The sequence below is a fragment of the Streptomyces thermospinosisporus genome, assembly GCF_039526425.1.
Classification (GTDB): Bacteria; Actinomycetota; Actinomycetes; order Streptomycetales; family Streptomycetaceae; genus Streptomyces; species Streptomyces thermocarboxydovorans.
In genome coordinates this window covers 128,599-146,822 of sequence record NZ_BAAAIZ010000009.1, presented here as the reverse complement: position 1 = coordinate 146,822, position 18,224 = coordinate 128,599, and the positions used below count along the sequence as shown (strand labels likewise).

17 protein-coding genes are annotated in these 18,224 nt (G+C 72.7%); 7 read left to right on the top strand and 10 right to left on the bottom strand.

The genetic code is table 11. From position 1 onward, the window contains the following. Nucleotides 1–77: 77 nt before the first annotated feature. Nucleotides 78–740 carry a DUF4230 domain-containing protein gene (locus ABD207_RS04680; RefSeq protein ID WP_344010242.1) on the bottom strand — a complete coding sequence of 221 codons (663 nt, stop codon included), beginning with the start codon at nt 738–740 and terminating at the stop codon, nt 78–80. A 219-nt stretch (nt 741–959) separates the two neighbouring features. Here ABD207_RS04680 and ABD207_RS04675 point away from each other — a divergent pair, with 219 nt between their 5' ends. Then, nucleotides 960–1,913 (top strand): ribose-phosphate diphosphokinase, encoded by a 954-nt coding sequence (locus ABD207_RS04675; protein ID WP_344010240.1) that lies wholly within the window; start codon nt 960–962, stop codon nt 1,911–1,913. 247 nt (nt 1,914–2,160) lie between these two features. Here the strand turns inward: ABD207_RS04675 and ABD207_RS04670 are convergent, their stop codons facing one another. Then, the gene (locus tag ABD207_RS04670) at nt 2,161–2,553 is read right to left on the bottom strand and encodes an anti-sigma factor antagonist (protein WP_344010238.1); all 393 of its coding nucleotides are present in this window, start codon (nt 2,551–2,553) and stop codon (nt 2,161–2,163) included. Between the two features lie 243 nt (nt 2,554–2,796). Here ABD207_RS04670 and ABD207_RS04665 point away from each other — a divergent pair, with 243 nt between their 5' ends. Further along, nucleotides 2,797–3,189 carry a VOC family protein gene (locus tag ABD207_RS04665; RefSeq protein WP_344010236.1) on the top strand — a complete coding sequence of 131 codons (393 nt, stop codon included), beginning with the start codon at nt 2,797–2,799 and terminating at the stop codon, nt 3,187–3,189. 100 nt (nt 3,190–3,289) lie between these two features. Here the strand turns inward: ABD207_RS04665 and ABD207_RS04660 are convergent, their stop codons facing one another. Both ABD207_RS04660 and ABD207_RS04655 read right to left on the bottom strand, forming a co-directional pair. Next, on the bottom strand, nt 3,290–3,598 hold the full coding sequence (locus ABD207_RS04660) for a DUF4235 domain-containing protein (RefSeq protein ID WP_344010235.1): 309 nt from the start codon (nt 3,596–3,598) through the stop codon (nt 3,290–3,292). A gap of 9 nt (nt 3,599–3,607) precedes the next feature. Further along, on the bottom strand, nt 3,608–4,669 hold the full coding sequence (locus ABD207_RS04655) for a glutathione S-transferase family protein (RefSeq protein WP_344010233.1): 1,062 nt from the start codon (nt 4,667–4,669) through the stop codon (nt 3,608–3,610). A gap of 140 nt (nt 4,670–4,809) precedes the next feature. Between ABD207_RS04655 and ABD207_RS04650 the strand changes: the two genes are divergently transcribed. Then, a complete protein-coding gene (locus ABD207_RS04650) occupies nt 4,810–5,730 on the top strand; it encodes a cation diffusion facilitator family transporter (RefSeq protein WP_425580625.1) in 921 nt (306 codons plus the stop codon). Between the two features lie 117 nt (nt 5,731–5,847). On the opposite strand, the gene ABD207_RS04645 is transcribed toward ABD207_RS04650, so the two are convergent. Next, nucleotides 5,848–6,297: a nitroreductase family deazaflavin-dependent oxidoreductase gene (locus tag ABD207_RS04645; RefSeq protein ID WP_344010302.1), complete on the bottom strand. Its 450-nt coding sequence runs from the start codon at nt 6,295–6,297 to the stop codon at nt 5,848–5,850. A gap of 70 nt (nt 6,298–6,367) precedes the next feature. Beyond that, nucleotides 6,368–7,000: a LysE family transporter gene (locus tag ABD207_RS04640; RefSeq protein WP_344010231.1), complete on the bottom strand. Its 633-nt coding sequence runs from the start codon at nt 6,998–7,000 to the stop codon at nt 6,368–6,370. Nucleotides 7,001–7,252: 252 nt separating this feature from the next. Here ABD207_RS04640 and ABD207_RS04635 point away from each other — a divergent pair, with 252 nt between their 5' ends. Further along, entirely contained in the window at nt 7,253–9,094 is a 1,842-nt protein-coding gene (locus ABD207_RS04635) for an RICIN domain-containing protein (RefSeq protein WP_344010230.1), read from the top strand. 14 nt (nt 9,095–9,108) lie between these two features. On the opposite strand, the gene ABD207_RS04630 is transcribed toward ABD207_RS04635, so the two are convergent. The 3 genes from ABD207_RS04630 to qcrB form a co-directional block, all read right to left on the bottom strand. Next, on the bottom strand, nt 9,109–9,810 hold the full coding sequence (locus ABD207_RS04630) for a DUF4232 domain-containing protein (protein ID WP_344010229.1): 702 nt from the start codon (nt 9,808–9,810) through the stop codon (nt 9,109–9,111). A 51-nt stretch (nt 9,811–9,861) separates the two neighbouring features. Next, nucleotides 9,862–12,243 carry a SpoIIE family protein phosphatase gene (locus ABD207_RS04625; RefSeq protein WP_344010227.1) on the bottom strand — a complete coding sequence of 794 codons (2,382 nt, stop codon included), beginning with the start codon at nt 12,241–12,243 and terminating at the stop codon, nt 9,862–9,864. Nucleotides 12,244–12,382: 139 nt separating this feature from the next. Beyond that, the gene (gene qcrB, locus ABD207_RS04620; RefSeq protein WP_344010226.1) at nt 12,383–13,888 is read right to left on the bottom strand and encodes a cytochrome bc1 complex cytochrome b subunit; all 1,506 of its coding nucleotides are present in this window, start codon (nt 13,886–13,888) and stop codon (nt 12,383–12,385) included. Between the two features lie 189 nt (nt 13,889–14,077). Between qcrB and ABD207_RS04615 the strand changes: the two genes are divergently transcribed. The 3 genes from ABD207_RS04615 (at nt 14,078) to ABD207_RS04605 (ending at nt 16,883) form a co-directional block, all read left to right on the top strand. After that, nucleotides 14,078–14,323: a hypothetical protein gene (locus tag ABD207_RS04615; RefSeq protein WP_167990248.1), complete on the top strand. Its 246-nt coding sequence runs from the start codon at nt 14,078–14,080 to the stop codon at nt 14,321–14,323. 3 nt (nt 14,324–14,326) lie between these two features. Next, nucleotides 14,327–14,704, top strand: a complete 378-nt coding sequence (locus ABD207_RS04610; RefSeq protein ID WP_167990250.1) for a toxin Doc — start codon at nt 14,327–14,329, stop codon at nt 14,702–14,704. Nucleotides 14,705–15,233: 529 nt separating this feature from the next. Beyond that, nucleotides 15,234–16,883, top strand: a complete 1,650-nt coding sequence (locus ABD207_RS04605; protein ID WP_344010225.1) for an RICIN domain-containing protein — start codon at nt 15,234–15,236, stop codon at nt 16,881–16,883. A 536-nt stretch (nt 16,884–17,419) separates the two neighbouring features. On the opposite strand, the gene ABD207_RS04600 is transcribed toward ABD207_RS04605, so the two are convergent. Further along, nucleotides 17,420–18,224, bottom strand: an 805-nt coding sequence (locus ABD207_RS04600) for an alpha-hydroxy-acid oxidizing protein (protein WP_344010224.1), incomplete at its 5' end; no start/stop codon positions are given.

Sequence of the window (18,224 nt, the reverse complement as noted above, 5' to 3'; positions counted from 1 at the left end):
TCCAGTGGTCGGCATGTGGTCGGCATGTGTGGGGGATACGTGGGGGGGATACGCGGGGCGTTTCCTGCCGGAACGGGTCAGCCCTCGTAGGTGATGCGCACGTCCTCGAAGCCCAGGGAGCGCAGCAAACCTTCAAGCATCTCGGTGGTGTTGGCCTCGGCGCGGGCGGTCAGACCGCTCTCCTTCGCGGCGTCGCCGATGTGCCGCACGGCGAGCTTCTGCACGGCCTGTTCGCCGTTGGGGTTGTCCGAGAACAGATCGCCGAGCCGGTCGAAGAGCCCGCGCTGCTTGGACACGGCGTAGGAGCGCTCGGGGTCCAGCGCCGGATCGCCCAGCCGCGCGTGCGGCAGCCGCAGCGTGGCGGAGGTGCGGTCCTCGTCGACCCGCACCGCGTCCTCGCCGACCTTCCCGAGATCCACATAGGCGTCCACGGAGCCGGCCCCCACGTACAGGGTGCGGCTGCCGCGCAGCGCGTCGGGCAGGTACTTGGCGTCCTTCTCCAGGTCGACGACGACCTGGAAGTTGCCGGAGGCGGCCTCGTAGCGGCTGATGTCCTGGATCGACTTCAGCAGCGCCGGACCGCTGCGGTCACGGGACTCGGTGCCGAACACGTCCTTCAGGCCCGGCAGACCGATCAGCCGGATGCCCGCGAGCAGCACCGCGAACAGCAGCACCAGCGTGCTCAGCACCTTCACCCAGCCCGGCATGCGCCCGGACAGGCGCCCGATGGGAGTCGTCATGGCGGACGGCCCTCCTTCCTACCCGAGCGGATGCCCCCATCTGCCGTGACAAACAGGCTCGTTGGGAGGCGGACCGCTGCGCGCACGATGCTCACCGGATGCACACAGGGGGCGCACACCGCACCGGCAGCCCGCGGACCGTGCGCCTGCAACTGGGCGGTGCCGCAGGCCAGTAGCATGATCCCGGCCGGGACACATGATCATGCGAGGAGACCCGTCGTGCGAGACATCGCCGTGTTCAGCGGCAGCGCCCACCCCGAACTCGCCGAGGAGGTCTGCTCCCATCTCGGTGTGCCGCTCAGCCCGACGCAGGTCAGCCGCTTCGCCAACGACTGCCTGGAGGTGCAGCTGCAGGCCAACTGCCGTGAGCGGGACGTGTTCCTGGTGCAGCCGCTGGTGAAGCCGGTGCAGGAGCACCTGGTGGAGCTGCTGATGATGTGCGACGCGGCCCGCGGCGCGTCGGCGTCCCGGATCAGCGTGGTGATGCCGCACTACTCCTACGCGCGCTCCGACAAGAAGGACGCCCCGCGCATCTCGCTCGGCGGCCGTCTGGTGGCCGACCTGCTGGTGGCGGCGGGCGCGAGCCGGGTCCTGACGATGACCCTGCACTCGCCCCAGGTGCACGGCTTCTTCCCGGTGCCCGTCGACCATCTGCACGCCCTGCGGGAACTGGCCGCGCACTTCCGCCAGTACGACCTGAGCCGGACCACCGTGGTCTCCCCGGACCTGGGCAACGCCAAGGAGGCGGCCCACTTCGCCCGGCTGATCGGGGCCGAGGTGGCGGCCGGCGCCAAGCAGCGGTTCGCCGACGACCGGGTGCGCATCAGCTCCGTCATCGGCGACGTGGCCGGGCGGGACGTCATCGTCCTGGACGACGAGATCGCCAAGGGCAGCACGGTGTTCGCGCTGCTGGAGCGGCTGCGGGAGCTGGACGCTCGGTCGATCCGGGTCGCCTGTACGCACGGGCTGTTCGCGGCCGGTGCGCTGCGGCGGCTGAGCGAGCAGCCGGACGTACTGGAGATCGTGTGCACCAACACCGTGCCGGTGCCGGCCGAGGAGCACACCGGCAAGCTGCGGGTCCTGTCCATCGCCCCGGCGCTCGCCGAGGCGGTGCGGCGCATCCACAACGGGGAGTCGGTCAGCGCCCTGTTCGACGCACAGCCGGTCGCCTAGGGGGTGTCCGCAAAGTCGCGTCGTCCGCCCGGAGGGCGGGCTCCGCGGCGTCCGGTGCGTGCTCTCGGCGTGCCGGGCGGACACCCGCGTACTGGTTGGTACTCGGGTGTTCGCCCGGTGCGGCGAGTGGGGGTACCCCCTCTGGGGGAGCGTGCGGGGCGTCGCGGAGCAGGCGGGACTTTGCGGACACCCCTAGGTCCTGACAGGCCCTGCGACCAGGGCGGCGATGCGGACGCTCCCCTGACGGTCAGACGGGGTCCGACGTGGCCTCCGGCTGCTCCTGGGCCGCCTCCAGCGCCGCTTCCAGGGTCGGCCGGGGCGGCAGCAGCCGGGAGAGGCCGGTGATCCGCAGCATGCGCAGGGTCAGCGGGTGGGCGCACACCAGGTGCAGCCGGCCGTGGCGGTCCGCGACCCGGTGCCGGGCCCGGTAGAGCAGCCGCAGACCGGAGCAGTCGAAGAACTCGATCCGGGAGAGGTCGATGACCACGCGGGGGTCCGGCCCCGCGGTCGCCGCGTCCAGATGCGGCACGATCTCCTCGGCCGCGGCGATGTCGATCTCACCGCGGAACTCGAGCACCGTGTGCCCCCGCTCCCGCAGGACGCGCAGATGCCGGGTCAGCGGTGCAGATTCGTGCCGCACGACGCCATCGCCTCCAGCCTGCTCCGTGCGCGGGGTTCCGCGGGGACGGGCGGACGACGCCAACGCCGTTCGCCGTCAAGCAAGTTACCCTCGCTCGACAGATTTTGAGCATGTTCGATTGACATATGTCTTCGATTTGCGGTCGTCGGTGCGTCGCCCGACTGATTCTGCTCGGCGGGGATATCCGTCCCCTACAGGGCGGGGCGCAGGCCGCCCCGCGAGCGGCGGACCCGCGGAGGAGACATGACTGTGGTGACGGCGGGCGTGGTGGTGCTCGACTGCGCCGAACCCGAAAAACTGGCCGAGTTCTACCGGGAGTTGCTCGACGCGGAGGAGACCGAGGCGGGCGCCAACTGGGTGGAGCTCCGCCCCGCCGACGGCTTCCGGCTGGCGCTGCGCCGCGACATGAACGCGACCGCTCCGAGCTGGCCCCGCCCCGAGAACTCCCTCCAGGCGCACCTGGAGTTCGTGGTGGACGACCTCGACGCGGCGGAACGCCGGATCGTGGGCCTCGGCGGCCGCCCGCTGGAGGCGACCGATGCCGGCGGCCCGCTGGAGGAACGCGGCTACGCCGACCCGGCCGGTCACTCCTTCACCCTGCGCCGCGGCCCCTCCACCGCACCGAAGCAGGGCTGAGACCGCCCGCCCCGCCCGCCGGGCGCACGACACGGCCGGGCGCGGAGAACACGCTCCCCGCGCCCGGCCGTTGTGCGCCCCGAAGGGCTTCAGCGGCGGGTCAGTCGCGGCCCTTCTCCTTGTCGGTGACGGGCCAGGTGCCGGTGGAGCGCTCGATGGCCTTGGCGCCGGCCCGGTCCACGGCGCTGCGCACCGCCGCGAAGATCGCTCCCTGGATCGCGGCGGCCAGCAGGATCTCGCCCCAGCGGCGGTCCCGGTCCAGCGCGTCCGGCGCGTCGTCCTCGTGCCGGATCACCTTCCAGATCTTCTGGAAGGCGAGCCCGGCCAGGGTTCCGCCCGTCCAGCTCAGGGCGAACCCGATCGGTTTGTACGCCAGCGGCAGCTTCGACTTCTTGCTCTTCTTCGCCACGTGGATCTCCTAGCTCGGTCGGCTGTGTGGTTGGTCGGTCGGGGGCCGGGGGCGCCCTCGGGCGGGAACCTCCTCGTCGGCGCGGACCGGCCCCGGCGGGGTGCCGTCCCCGAACGGCCGCCCGCCCAGCTCCTCGCGGTGATGAGGCGTCAGCCAGCCCGACAGGTCGGGGCCGAGGGGGACGATGCGGGTCGGGTTGATGCCGGTGTGCACCTGGTAGTAGTGGCGCTTGATGTGGTCGAAGTCGACGGTGTCGCCGAAGCCCGGCGTCTGGTAGAGGTCGCGGGCGTACGCCCACAGCACCCGGTTCTCCGTCAGCTTCCAGCGGTTGCACTTGAAGTGGCCGTGATACACGGGGTCGAACCGCACCAGCGTGGTGAACAGCCGGATGTCCGCCTCGGTGATGGTGTCACCGACCAGATACCGCTGCCGCTCCAGCCGCTCGGCCAGCAGCTCCAGCCGGCGGAACACATCCCGGCACGCCGCCTCGTACTCCTCCTGACCGGTGGCGAAGCCCGCCCGGTAGACGCCGTTGTTGACGTCCCGGAAGACGTCCTCCATCACCGCGTCGATCTCGTCGCGCCGCTCCTTGGGATACAGGTCCGGGGCCCCGTCCCGGTGCAGGGCCGTCCACTCGGTGGCGAAGTCCAGGGTGATCTGCTGGTAGTCGTTGGTGACCAGCTTCCCCGACGGCACGTCCACGATCGCCGGCACGCTCACCCCGCCCGGGTAGTCCCGCTCCCGCCGGTCGTAGGCCTCGCTGAGATAGCGGATGCCGAGGACCGGGTCCCGGCCGCCTGGGTCCAGGGTGAAGCGCCAGCTGCGGTCGTCCTGGATCGGATCCACCACGGCCAGCGACACCGCGTCCTCCAGCCCGAGCAGCCGCCGGGAGATCAGCGCGCGGCTCGCCCAGGGGCAGGCCCGGCTGACCACCAGCCGGTACCGGCCCGGCTCCACCGGCCAGCCGTCCCGTCCGTCCGCCGTGATCCGGTCCCGGAAATGCGGCTTCGACCGCCGGAAGGCCTTCCTGCCGTAAGCACTGTTGCCGCCGTCCCCGCCGTCGCGGCTCATGGTCGCCTCCTCCTCGCCGTTCCCGTTCAGGTCCCTGTGACCGCGTTCCCCGTTTTCCGCGGCCGGCACGGTGTGACCTAGCCCGACCGGGGCAATCGCCCGACGTGAGTACACGATCGGATCGCAAGACCCGGATCACCGTGCTGGTGGCGCTCGGGGCCAATGTGGTGATAGCGGCGGCGAAGGCCGTGGGCGGGCTCGCCGTGGCCTCGCCGGCACTGCTGTCGGAGGCGGCGCACTCGGTGGCCGACAGCATGAACGAGGTGTTCCTGCTGGCCGCCCTGCGCCGCAGCCGACGCCCGCCGGACCGGCGCCACCCCTTCGGCTACGGCAAGGAGCGGTTCTTCTGGTCGCTCCTCGCCGCCGTGGGCATCTTCATCATGGGCGGCTGCTTCTCCTTCTACCAGGGCGTCGAGGCCCTGCACGGCGGCGGGGCACAGGCCACCGGCGGCTACACGACCGGACTCGTCGTGCTCGCTGTCGCCTTCCTCGCCGAGGGCGCCTCGCTGCTGCGCGCCCTGTACCAGGTGCGCCGGCAGGGCGGCGGACTGCGCGACCCGGCGCTGCGCACGGTGATCGCCGAGGACGGCACCGCCGTGCTGGGCGTGACCCTGGCCGCGGCCGGCATGGTGCTGCACATGACGACCGGGCAGGTGGTATGGGAGGCGTCCGCCTCGCTCGCCATCGGCGCCCTGCTCGTGTACGTGGCCTTCCGGCTCGGACGCGACGCCCGCGCCCAGCTGATCGGTGAGGCCGCCGACCCGGAGGCCGACGAGCGGATCCGGGCGCTGCTGCGGGCCCAGCCGGAGATCGACAGCGTGGAGGCGCTGTTCACCATGAAGACGGGCCTGGACACGGCTCTGGTGGCGGCCCGGGTCGACCTGGCACCGGGCCTGGACAGCGAGCGGGTGGAGGAGGTCGCCGTGCGCATCAAGCGGTCCATCTCCGGCATCGCGCCCGAGGCGGAGCAGATCTTCCTGGACGTCACCGACCACCGGGCCGCCGAGGCGTGCGAGGCATGGGAGAGCCCCGCCGCGACGGGGGAACGCGGCGGGGCCTGACACTCACGTGCCCGTCCCCGCGGACTTCATGCACACCGGACGGCAAGGAATCCGCCGAATCCCTCCGGAGCGGGCAGGCCGGTGGTGCATGAGGCCGCCCGAGGCGGCGGCGGACGGTCAGTCGCCGTCGACGGGCTCCAGCACGAACACCGGGATCTCCCGGTCGGTCTTCTTCTGGTAGTCGGCGTACGGCGGATAGGCCGCCACCGCCCGCTTCCACCACTCGGCCTTCTCCGCCCCGGTGACCTCACGGGCCGTCATGTCCCGCTTCACCGGGCCGTCCTGCAGCTCCACCTGCGGGTGGGCTTTCAGATTGAAGTACCAGACCGGGTGCTTGGGCGCCCCGCCCAGCGAGGCCACCGCCGCATAGCGTCCCTCGTGCTCGACCCGCATCACCGGGTTCTTGCGCAGCTTTCCGGACTTCGCCCCGCGGCTGGTGAGCACGACGACCGGGTAGTCCGTCCCCTGCAGGGTCGTCCCCTGGGTGCCGCCCGAGCGCTCGTACAGCTCCACCTGCTCCCGCACCCACCGGCTCGGGCTCGGTTCGTACTCTCCCTCAAGAGGCATGCTCATCCGTCCCATCGTCGTTCCGCTGTCGGCTGTGCCACTCCGATACAACACCGCGGACCCCCGGGGATCATCCGTGCGACACGGCCATCCGCAGGGCGAGGAACGTCATCACCGCGGCGGCCGTCAGAGCCGTCACCAGCCGCCCGCGATGCCCGGTCAGCGTCCGGCCCAGCAGCGCCCCGCCGCCGGCCAGCAGCACCTGCCAGCTCGCCGATGCGGCGAACGCCGCCGCCACGAACACCGCCTGCTCGGTGAAGGAGGCCGAGGCACCCGCTTGCGCGCCCAGCACCAGCGCCGCGAAGTAGATGACGGTGGTGGGGTTGAGCAGCGTGACACCGAGCAGCACGGCGTACGCCCGCAACGGGTCCGGGGGAGCGGGAGCGGTGCGGGTGGCGAGCCGGCTGTCGCGGTACTGCCGTACGGCGCCGCCCGCGCTCCACGCCGCCAGCGCGAGCAGCACCAGCACACAGGCCCAGCGCAGCGGCCCCAGCACCGGCCGCAGCGCGGACGCCAGGGCGGAGCCGCCCGCCGCCGCGGCGAGCGCGTAGAGGCCGTCGGCGGTGGCGACGCCGAGCGCCGCGCAGACGCCGGTGCGCAGCCTGGTGCGGGCGGTGAGGGAGACGAGATAGGTCCCGACGGCGCCCACGGGCACGGCGATGCCGTACCCGGCGAGCAGCCCGGAGACGAGGGCCGTGCTCATGAGCGCGGCAGGAGTGCGGATCTGGACATGAGGGGATCCTGCGGCTCCGGCCGAGCCCCGGACAACCCTTTTTTCTGCGGGCGTGAATTCCCGGCACCGAATGACATTGACAAAAAGTCAATGAACACAGGGCTGCGGGGGCGGAGGAGAAACCGTGGAATCCCTTGTTCCCCATCGCCGTACTGTGCAAAGGTGTGACGCCGTCGGCGTGCAGACAACGCATTCTTGAACGTCCCCGAGAGGAACGCAGCCGTGAAGCGCACCGGCCCGTCCGATTCCCCGGACTCGTCCCGCTCCTACGGCCTCACGGACGAGCAGCTGAGCGCCGAGCTCAAAACCTGGACGGGGGCCGCACCCGCGCTGCACCCCGTCGGGGAACTGCTGGACCGGCACTGGGAGGCGGCCTTCACCTACGCGGGCCTGTGCACCGGTGGCGCCCGCGCCGCCGGCATGCTCACCACCGCCGCGTTCACCCGGCTCTTCGGCGAGACCATGCGGCTCAGCGGCCCCACCTCCGCCTGGCGTCCACGGCTCCTCGTGACCGTCCGGCGCATCGCCGCCGAGTGGCACGCCGACGAGCGGCGGGACCTGCTCCACCCCTCCCTCAGGGCCGCCGCCGGAGACCCCGGGCGGCTGGCCGCGCTGCTGCTGCCGCGCCCCGAACGCCGCCTGCTCTCCGGGGCGTTCCAGCGGCTGAACGAGTCCGCACGGTGCCTGCTGTGGCACGCCGAGGCCGAGTCCGAACCGCTCGCCGTGCCCGCCCGGCTGCTCGGCACCGACGAGGAGAACGCCCGCCTGCAACTGGAGCGCGCCCAGGCCCGGTTCCGGGACGAATGCCTCCAGCTGCACCGCGAACTCGCCCCGGACCAGGAGTGCCGGAGCTATCTGCGGATGCTGGACGTCAGCTGCCGCCGCACCGGCGTCGCCCTCGACCCCGACCTGCGCAGGCACCTGCAGAGCTGCACCCACTGCCGGTACGCCGCGGACCAGCTCACCCGCTTCAACGACGGCATCGGCACCGCCCTGGCGGAGGCGGTCCTCGGCTGGCGCGCCCGGGACTACGTCACGAGCAGGGCCCGTGCGGCCGACGAGCCGGCCCGGCCGGGCGGGATACCGCCGGCCCGGCACCTGATGGATATCGCGCTGGCCGCCGGAGATCTCACCGGCGAGCGCACATTCGAAAACATCGTGGAATTCCCGGGCGCGGGCGCGGAGGCGTTCGACCAATTCGGTGGGAAAACGGGCCGTTCGCGGTATGCCGAGTCTTTTTCGCACCCCATTGCCGAGCCGCTTCCGGGGCAGACGTCCGATTCGTTCCCGGCGCCCCGCCGCACCGGCTCGCCGGCCCGGCGCGACCACCCCGCACCGGGACCCCGGCACGCCGCTCCCCGCCGCAGAGCCGTCCGCCGCAGCCACTTCGTCGCCGGTGTGCTCGGTCTGAGCGGCCTGATCGTCCTCCCGCTCGTCCTGTGGGCCGTCATCGGGTCCGACGACGACACCGGCAGTACCCCGCCGCGCGCCGGCGGCCCGGCCTCCCGTACACCGGGGGCCGGAGCGAGCCCGCCGGGCGGCGGCGACCCGTCCTGGATCGGCACCGGCCGGGTCATCGAGGGCGCCCTGCGCGGGCCACTGCGCAACACCACCTCCGGTCTGTGCGTCGGCCTCGCGGGCGGGCGGGCCGTCACCGGCGCGGAGGCCGTGCTCGCCCGCTGCTCCGGCTCCGACGACCAGCTGTGGACGTACGAGACCGACGGGCGGCTGCACAACGCCGCCGACCCCGAGCTGTGCCTCGACTCGCGCATCGGCTACGAGGTGCGCCTCGGCGCCTGCACCGGCGGCTCGGGCCGGCGCACCGACGTGCGCTACGACTACACCGTCCAGGGCACCCTCGTGCCCCGCTCCGACCAGCGGCTGGCGCTCGCCCCCGCCGCCACCGACGGCTCGGGCGCCCTCGTCCTGAAGGTCCGCACCGACGACGACCCCCAGCGCTGGACGCTCGGCACCGCCGTCCCGGCCGACCCCCGCCTGAAGGCCGTCCACTGGGACACCGAGCCGACCGGCCCCGCCCGGCTCACCGGCCGCCCGCGCCGCTGATCCTGCCCCTTGAGTCAGGGGCCGGTGCCGGGCTGCAGCACCGTGAGGAACACCTTGGAGGAGTTGCCCGCCACCGGCACCTCACCGGCCTTCCAGGGCACCCGCAGCGGCTCCCGCTCGTCCGGCGGGGTGACCAGCAGCGCGGCCGGCCGGGCCGTGCGGGCGCCGGAGATCCCGGGGCTCGAATAGCGCAGTCCCGCCCAGGCGCTCTCGCCGGGCGCCAGCGTCACCCTGCGCGGCTCGCCGGGGGTGCGCACCGGGTCCGGGCCGAGCTGCCGTCCGGCCGCGTCCACGAACGCGGCACCCGGGTAGCCGTACACCGTGCAGGTGCGCGAGGAGCCGTTGGTCAGCACCACCGGGAAGTTGCGCTGCCCGGCCCCCGGATCCATCCGGCCGATGCTCGCGCTCAGTTCGGACGTCCGGCAGCGGCTCGCGGACGGCAAGCTCGTGGCCGGCGCAGACGACGCCGCCGACCGGGACGCCTCGGCCGGCTCGGACCGCTCGGCCGTACCCGTGGCGGGGGAACGCGCGGCGGAGCGCACGGACGCGGCGACGGTGTCGCTCGGCACGGCCGGTGGAGGGGAGGAGAGCGAACTCCGCCCGGCGGGAGCGGAGGGAGCAGGGGTCGCGCCGCTGGTCTGGGTGCCGCAGGCCGCGAGGGTGCCGAGCACCGCCACCGCGCTCGCGAGCCACACCGGGCGCCGTGCGTACGCCATGGTCCACCTCTCTCACCGGGGCCCGGACGCGGTGGTGCGGCGGGCCCGCGCTCACTGTTCCTCCAGTACCCCGAGTTCCGCCCAGATGGTCTTGCCCTCCGCGGTGTGTCTGCTGCCCCAGCGCTGGGTGAGCTGGGCGACCAGCAGCAGCCCCCGGCCGCCCTCGTCCCAGGTCTTGGCCCGGCGCAGATGCGGCGCGGTGTGATTGGTGTCGGACACCTCGCAGATCAGCGTGGAGCCGTCGTGGATCAGCCGCAGCCGGATCGGCGGGGCGCCGTACCGGATGGCGTTGGTGACCAGTTCGCTGACCACCAGCTCCGCCGTGAAGGAGGCGTCGGTGAGCGCCCAGACGCCGAGCTGGTCCAGGACCTGCTTGCGGATGGGGGCGACCAGCGCCGGATCGGCGGGGATGTCCCAGGTGGCGACCTGGGAGGACGGCAGCCCGTGGGTGCGGGCGACCAGCAGCGCCACGTCGTCCGCCGTGCCGCCCGGCTGGAGCAGTGTGTGCAGCACGCGGTCGCAGGTCTCGTCCAGCGGGCCCGAGGGCGCGTGCGCCAGCGCCTCGCAGAGCAGCGCGTGGCCGGCCTCCGCGTCCCCGGTGCGTGACTCGAGCAGTCCGTCGGTGTAGAAGGCGAGCACGGTGCCCTCGGGCAGGTCGATCTCGGTGGACTCGAAGGGGAGCCCGCCGAGTCCCAGGGGCGGCCCGGTGGGAAGGTCGAGCTGCCGGGCAGGGCCGTCGGGCGGGATGATCACGGGCGGCGGATGCCCGGCCCGGGCCAGGGTGCAGCGGCGCGACACCGGGTCGTACACCGCGTACAGACAGGTCGCGCCGATCTCGCCCGGGCTGCCGTCGCCCGACTCCTGCGACAGGTGCAGCACCAGGTCGTCGAGGTGGGTGAGGAGTTCCTCCGGGGCCAGGTCGATGTCGGCGAGGGTGCGCACGGCCGTGCGCAGCCGGCCCATGGTCGCCGAGGCCGTTATGCCGTGCCCGACGACGTCGCCGACCACCATCGCCACCCGCATCCCGGACAGCGGGATCACGTCGAACCAGTCGCCGCCCACCCCGGAGCGCGCGGCCGGGAGATAGCGGGAGGCCGCCTCGACGGCGGCCGTGCTCGGCAGATGACGGGGGAGCAGACTGCGCTGCAGGGTCAGTGTCGTCTCGCGCTCGCGGGAGTAGCGGCGGGCGTTGTCGATGCAAACGGCGGCGCGTGCGCTGACCTCCTCGGCCAGCAGCACGTCGTCGTGGGTGAACGCCTCCGGGCGCCGGTAGCGGGTGAAGGCGGCGACGCCGAGCGTGGTGCCGCGCGCCTGGAGCGGCACCGACAGCATCGAGTGGACGCCGAACCGTTCGATCTGGGCGGCCCGGACCTCGTCCACCTGCAGCCACGGGTCGAGATCGCCGGCGGACACCGAGGCGATGATGCTGTGCCCCGCGATCAGCGAGTCCGCCTGGGGCGCCGCGGCCGGGTAGACCACCACCTCACCGGTGTCGGCGACCGACTCGGGGCTGCCCGGGATGACGGAGTGATGGGCGACCCGGCGCAGGACGACGGGCGGGTTCAGCGGGCTGACGGGATCACTGCCCGGCTCCTGCGGCTCCAGCAGGTCGACGCTGACGAAGTCGGCGAGCGCGGGCACACAGACCTCGGCCAGCTCCTGGGCGGTGCGGGTGACGTCGAGGGTGGTGCCGATGCGGATGCTGGCCTCGTTGACCAGCTGCAGCCGCTCTCTCGCCCGGTACTGGCCGGTGAAGTCGTGGGCCGTCACGCACACCCCACGCACCCGGCCGGCCTGGTCGGTGAGGGGGGCCATCCTGGCCAGCCAGGCGTGGGCGCGCGTCTCGCCGGTGGCCTTCATGAAGGTCTCCATGTCGTGCCGCCGCCCGGTGCGCAGCACGTGGCGCAGGTTCTGCTCCAGCTCGGTGTGCTGGTGCCGGCCGCCCACGTCGGTGGGCCTCAGGCCCCGCAGATACTCGGCGGGCAGCCCGAGCAGCTCGGCCATCGCGTCGTTGACCCCGCGCAGCCGCAGATGCTCGTCGAACACCATGGTGGCGCAGGGCGACTGGGACACGGCCGCCCGGACCAGCGGATCGTCGGTCTGCTCGTCGTCCGGGGGCTTGAGCGGCGACACCGCGAGCCAGTCCCCGGGCCCCTCCCCGTCCCGGTCCCTGCGGTGGGCGAGGATCCAGGCGGTGACGGTGGTGCCGTCCCGGTGCCGCAGGGTGAGGGTGCCGCTCCACCGGGCGTCCACCGGGGGCCGCGGCGTGGGCTCCTCCTCGGCCAGCAGCTCGGCGGCCGGGCGGCCGACGACCTCCTCCGCCGTGTGGCCCAGCAGCAGCCGCGCACCCTCGTTCCACTGCGTGAGGGTGCCGTCGGCGGCGATCACGGCCCGGGCCGTCTCGGCATCGTCGAACGGGTCGTCCGGACTCATCGTCGCCACTCCATCGCGCACACTCACCGTGAACCGGTGTATCGCCTGAGTTCCAGCCTAGTGTGTCGGGAGGCCGCGTGGTTCCGGAGTACCACTCGACCCGGGGAAGCGGCCCGCGCGACCGGCGGTCGTCCCCGCGTCAGCCGGACTCCGGATCCGGTCCGGACGGTGCCGCGTGCCCCGGGCCGGTCCGGGCCCGCTCCACCGCCGCGGCGGGCTGCCGGTGCGCGGTCAGCGTGTACCTGCGGGCCTGGTCGAGCGGCCGGCGCACCTCCACGTACTCGCCGTGCGGCAGCCGTTTGATCACCCCGGTCTCCCTGCCGTGTTCCACCAGCTCGAGGTCGCGCAGCTGCAGCCCGAGGCAGATGCGGCGGGTGACCACGAAGGCCACGGCCGGGACGACGAACACCGCGACGCGCACCGCCCAGGTGACCGTGTTGATCGACAGATGGAGCCGGGTCGCCACGAGGTCGTTGCCGCCGCCCGCCAGCAGCACCAGATACAGGCTGATCCAGGCCGCGCCGATGCCGGTGCGGACGGGACGGTTGCGCGGCCGGTCCAGGATGTGGTGCTCGCGGTCGTCCTTGGTGAACCGGGCCTCCAGGAACGGATACACGCCGATGAACGCCAGCAGCAGCGGGAAGACCACGATCGGGATGAACACCCCCAGGGCCAGCGTGTGTCCCCGCAGATCGATCTCCCAGCCCGGCATGATCCGCACCAGCCCCTCGGCGAATCCCAGGTACCAGTCGGGCTGCGCGCCGGTGGAGACCTGGTCGGGGCGGTACGGCCCGTAGGCCCAGACCGGGTTGATGGTGGCCACCCCCGCGAGCAGCGCCAGCACTCCGAAGACCAGGAAGAAGAAGCCGCCGGCCTTCGCCAGGTAGACCGGGAGGAACGGGGCGCCCACGACATTGCGCTCGGTCCGGCCGGGCCCCGCGAACTGGGTGTGCTTGTGGTGGACCACCAGCAGCACATGGGCCACCACCAGCGCCGCCATGATCCCCGGGATCACCAGCACGTGCAGGGAGTAGAAGCGGGCCACCACGTCGTCGCCGGGGAACTCGCCGCCCAGCAGCGACATCGACAGATACGTCCCCACCACCGGCACCGACAGCAGCGCGCCGTCCACGAACCGCAGCCCGGTGCCGGACAGCAGGTCGTCCGGCAGCGAGTAGCCGAAGAGGCCCTCGAACAGGCCGAGGAACAGCAGCAGCCAGCCGAACAGCCAGTTGACCTCGCGCGGCTTGCGGAAGGAGCCGGTGAAGAAGTGCCGCATCATGTGCGTCAGCATCCCGGCGACGAACACCAGCGCCGCCCAGTGGTGCAGCTGCCGGATCAGCAGCCCGCCGCGCACCTCGAAGCTGATCTCCAGCGTGGAGGCGTACGCCTCGGACATCCGCACCCCGTTCAGGGGCGTGTAACTGCCGTGGTACGTCACCTCGTTCATCGACGGATGGAAGAACAGCGTCAGATACACGCCGGTGAGGACCAGCACCACGAAGCTGTACAGACAGATCTCGCCCAGCAGGAAGGACCAGTGGTCGGGAAAGACCTTGCGCAGATACTTCCGGCCCAGCCTGTGGATGCCGAGCCGCCCGTCGAACCAGTCGGCGAGCCGTTCCCCTCTTCTTGTGCCGTCCATGGGCGCCCTCCCGTGTACGCACCTGACAGCCCTGTGACGGAATAGGGGGGCCGGTCTGTGACACACCTCGCCGGGCGTGTGACGCGGGTCTCATGCGCACCTCACTGCCCGCGCCCGGCAGGTACCGCTGCGTATCCCCTGTGACCTGGGGCTATTTACGACCCAGTACCCGAGCGGTACCGTGAAGCCATGCCAGCTCTCAACGTGGAGTTCAGTGACCGCGAGCTAGAGGACCTGCGGCAGATCGCCAAGGAGCGCGGTACGTCCATGAAGGCGCTCGTGCGCGAGGCGGCGGCGGCCGACATAGCCCGCCACCGGGCGCTTCAGGAGGGGGCGGAGGCCTTCCGCCGCTTCTTCTCCTCCCATGCCGACGAGTTCGCGGCCGCCTTCCCGGACGACGAACCTCCCGCCAAGGGTGAGGGGCGGGTCGCCTGACCCATGGCATCCGTCCTCCACATCGACGTGCCCTGGCTGCTCCAGCGGCACGAGGAGGTCCTCCCGGACCAGCCCGTCATCAACGACTTCTCCGCGCTGGTCGCCGCCGTCGCCCGGCACCGCGTGGACCCGCCGCGCCTCGGTGTGGACTCCGACCCCGCCTGGCGGGCCGCGGCCCTGCTGCACACCCTCGCCGTGCTCCGGCCGCTGCCGTCGGCCAACGCGCGTTTCGCCTGTGCGACCGCGGTGGCGTACATGTTCGTCAGCGGCGTCGGCATCGACCCGCCCTACGGGGCGCTGGTCGACCTGGCGCGCGATCTGATGTCCGGTGAGACCGACATCTACGGGGCCGCCGACCGGCTCCGCTCCTGGCAGATCTGACCGCCGGACGCGGCGGACGCTCGAGGCGGGGGAGCGGTGTGCGGCCCCTCGGGCCGCCGGCCGAGGGCGGGAGGAGAACGGGGCCGGCGGCCGTTCGCGCAGGAGAGCCGCCGTCCTGCGCCTGACCTCCGAGAAGGGCCGTGACCAGTTGACTACGCCCCGGCGTGCGCCGGGAGCGTGCGCGGCGCGGTCGGCTGGGGCGTGCCGTTCACACGGGGTGTGCGGACCGCCCGAAAACCCGGACCGAAAGTCGTTTCGAGGAAGAACGCACCCCTTTTTCTTTCTGACTTTTTGTCAACGCGCAGATCTTCCTCATGCACCTTGTTGCACATGTGCCGCTTGTGCGAGAGTGAGCCATCCGCGGGGGGTAAAGACCGGGGATCGCACACGTGTTGAGCAACCGGGTCCGATTCACCGGCGGTGAATTCGCGCTCCCCGCGCTCACGCCAAAGAGGTATGAACCAGTCGGGCTTCCTTTTCGGCGTACCGCAACTCCTGTGTCACCTGCGCGTGGGAAGGAACCATCTCAGTGCCCACCCCCCACCCCCCTCGACCTCCGTTCCCGCCGCCCGGCGGGGATCACGGTGAGTCCGACGAGTCCCTCGCCGCCCGGCTGCGGGGCCGTCCGGAGGGCGAGGCCGCCGATTCCGTCGCGCTGCTGACGGCTCGGCACTGGCAGTCCATGTACGACTACGCCACCGTCTGCCTCGCCTCCTCGGGGCGGCTCGCGGCCATGGTCGCCGCGGCCGCCCTGCACCGCGTCCTGAACCGGGTCACCGCCGGGGAATCGGCCGCCGCGCTGCGCCCGGAACTCCTGGTGGCCGTACGGGACACGGTCCGCGCGTGGGCGGAAGACGATCGAATAACAAATGCGCTGCCGGGCTTGCAGAAACCGGCGGGCGGGCGCGGCATGCGCGCCGCCACCACCCTGACTCCGGAAAATCGCACGCTCGCCCAGCGGGCATTTCGGTCGCTGCCCGGACATGCGCGCTGTTTGCTCTGGCATGTCGAGGTGGAGGCCGAACCCATATCCGTGCCCGCCGGACTGCTCGGCATGGACGCCGACATCGCCTCGGGCACTCTCGAACAGGCCCGGGACAGATTCCGTCAGGCATGTCTCCATGCCCATCAAGAACTGGCACCGAGCAACGACTGCCGGTTCTACAACCGCCTGCTCGACGTCCCGATCCGCCGTGGCGGGGGCCTGCTGCCGGACGTGCGCAACCACTTGGCGGAGTGCCGCCACTGCCGTGACGCGGCGGACCAGCTCGGCCACTTCGAGGGCGGTCTCGGCACCCTCATCGCCGAGGCGGTCCTCGGCTGGGGCGCCCGCCGCTATCTCGACTCCCGCCCCGGCCGCTCCTCCTCCGGCCACGGCGGGCGCACTGCGCGCCGCGGACGCCGCCGCGGCGGTCACGGCGGTCACGGCGGCAGCGGACGCCACGGGCTGCTGGCCCGCATCCCCGTCCCGGCCCGGCTGCACGACCTGAGCCTGCCGGATCCGGTGCGCTCGACCCGGACGCTGCTCACCGGTCTCGGCGCCGTGTCGGCCGGCGTGCTGGTCAGCGTGCTCATCGCCGGACCCTCCTCGCCGGGCGGCGGGGGCGCCGACCCCACCGGAGCCAGGAGCAGCGCGGGCGGCCGGGGCGTCGTGCCGTCGGTGTCCCCGCCCGGCGTCGCCGGACTGCCCACGGCAGCGGGGCAGGTGCGGCTGCGCAACGCCGGCTCCGGGCTGTGCCTCGACACCCGGGGCGAGCCCCGGGACGGGGCCGGCATCCGGCTCGCGGACTGCTCCCCGGGCTGGAGCCAGCAGTGGACGATCGAGGATGACGGGCTGCTGCGCAGCGTCGCCGACCCCGGGCTGTGCCTGGACTCGCACAAGGACGCCGGTGTCGTGGTGCTGGGCACCTGCGTCGAGCCGGACGACGGGCGGGGCGACGACGTGCGCTACGACCTGACCCCGCTCGGCGAGCTGCTGCCCCGCTGGGACCCGCAGCTGGCCCTCACCCCGGCGGGCCTCGACGCGAACGCTGACATCGTCGTCAAGGTGCGGGACCAGACGACGGGCCAGCGCTGGGTGACCGACCCGGTGGGCGACACCGCCTCCGGTTCGCTGTCGATCAGCGACTCCGCCACCCGGGCGGCCCGGCACGCCTCGCTGACCGAGCCCCTGTCATGAGGTGAACCGCCCCGGCCGGGACAGGCCGACGTGCGCCCCAGCCCGGGTGGGCAAGGGTCGGCCTCGGCCGGGGCGGGTGAGGGCCTGCCTCGGCTGGGGGGCGAGGGCCTGCCCCCGGCCAGCACGGGGCAAGGGCATGTCCCGGCCGAAGCGAGCGAGGGTCTGCCTTGGCCAGTGCGGGCCAAGGTCCGCCGAGCCGGGGCGGGGCTGAGGCTCGCCCGCGCGAGCGGGCAAGGGTCTGCTTCGGTCAGCCCCGGCGGGGGCGCGAGCGTCACTCCGGCCGGGGCGGATGCCCGCCGGCCCGCCAGGCCGGGCCCTGGACCTGCCATTCGGATCTCGCCGCGCGATGCGAGCTCTGGCCCGCACATCTGCGGCGTTGTCGTCGGTCGGCGACTTCCCCACGCTCGGGCTGCGTCGAGCGGGAGGACCTCCTCGCGTCGCCGCCCTCCTCCGCCCTGCAGCTGCACGCACCAGACCCCGCTCGGGCCGGCGGAAAGGGCACCGCCACCGGAAGCGACAAGATCCGAAAGACAGCCCTAGATTAGATCAACGGATGTGACGCCGGCGCACCCGGCGTGCCCGGACAGGGCGAGAGTGAGGTCCAGTTCGGCCAGCAGACAGCGGATCACATGCTCGACGCCCGCCTGCCCGTCGAGCCCGAGCCCGTAGACGTACGGCCGCCCGAGCAGCACCGCCCGCGCACCGAGCGCCAGCGCCTTGAACACGTCGTCGCCGGTGCGCACCCCGCTGTCGAACAGCACCGTGAGCCGGTCGCCCACGGCCTCCACCACGCCCGGCAGCGCGTCCGCCGCGCCGATCGCCCCGGCCACCTGACGGCCGCCGTGGTTGGACACCACCACCCCGTCCATCCCGGCGTCGGCCGCGAGCCGCGCGTCGTCGGGGTGCAGCACGCCCTTGAGGATGATCGGCCCGTCCCAGTTCTCCCGCAGGAAGGCAAGGTCCGGCCAGGTCTTGGCCGGGTCGGAGAACATGCCGACGAAGTGCAGCACCGCCGCGTTGAGGTCCTCGTGCACGGGCTTGGCCAGTCCCGCCTGGAAGGCGGGGTCCGAGAAGTAGTTGGCGGTGCCCACCCCGCGCAGGAACGGCAGATACGCCTGGTCGAGGTCGCGGGGGCGCCAGGACAGCAGGGGAGTGTCCAGGGTGACCACCAGCACGGAGTACCCGGCGGCCTTCGCCCGCCCCAGGAAGCTGCGGGCCACCTCCGGATCCTTCGGCCAGTACAGCTGGAACCAGCGCTCCGCGTCGCCCATCGCCTCCGCGACCTGCTCCATCGGCGTGCTGGAGGCGGACGACAGGATGAACGGCACGCCCTGGGCGGCG

Coding starts and splice junctions, on each gene's coding strand:
- ABD207_RS04640 (WP_344010231.1), bottom strand. CDS start 7,000: ATGAGCACGGCCCTCGTCTCCGGGCTGCTCGCCGGGTACGGCATCGCC.
- ABD207_RS04630 (WP_344010229.1), bottom strand. CDS start 9,810: ATGGCGTACGCACGGCGCCCGGTGTGGCTCGCGAGCGCGGTGGCGGTG.
- ABD207_RS04655 (WP_344010233.1), bottom strand. CDS start 4,669: ATGAGCCGCGACGGCGGGGACGGCGGCAACAGTGCTTACGGCAGGAAG.
- ABD207_RS04610 (WP_167990250.1), top strand. CDS start 14,327: ATGGCATCCGTCCTCCACATCGACGTGCCCTGGCTGCTCCAGCGGCAC.
- ABD207_RS04615 (WP_167990248.1), top strand. CDS start 14,078: ATGCCAGCTCTCAACGTGGAGTTCAGTGACCGCGAGCTAGAGGACCTG.
- ABD207_RS04625 (WP_344010227.1), bottom strand. CDS start 12,243: ATGAGTCCGGACGACCCGTTCGACGATGCCGAGACGGCCCGGGCCGTG.
- ABD207_RS04645 (WP_344010302.1), bottom strand. CDS start 6,297: ATGCCTCTTGAGGGAGAGTACGAACCGAGCCCGAGCCGGTGGGTGCGG.
- ABD207_RS04680 (WP_344010242.1), bottom strand. CDS start 740: ATGACGACTCCCATCGGGCGCCTGTCCGGGCGCATGCCGGGCTGGGTG.
- ABD207_RS04665 (WP_344010236.1), top strand. CDS start 2,797: ATGACTGTGGTGACGGCGGGCGTGGTGGTGCTCGACTGCGCCGAACCC.
- qcrB (WP_344010226.1), bottom strand. CDS start 13,888: ATGGACGGCACAAGAAGAGGGGAACGGCTCGCCGACTGGTTCGACGGG.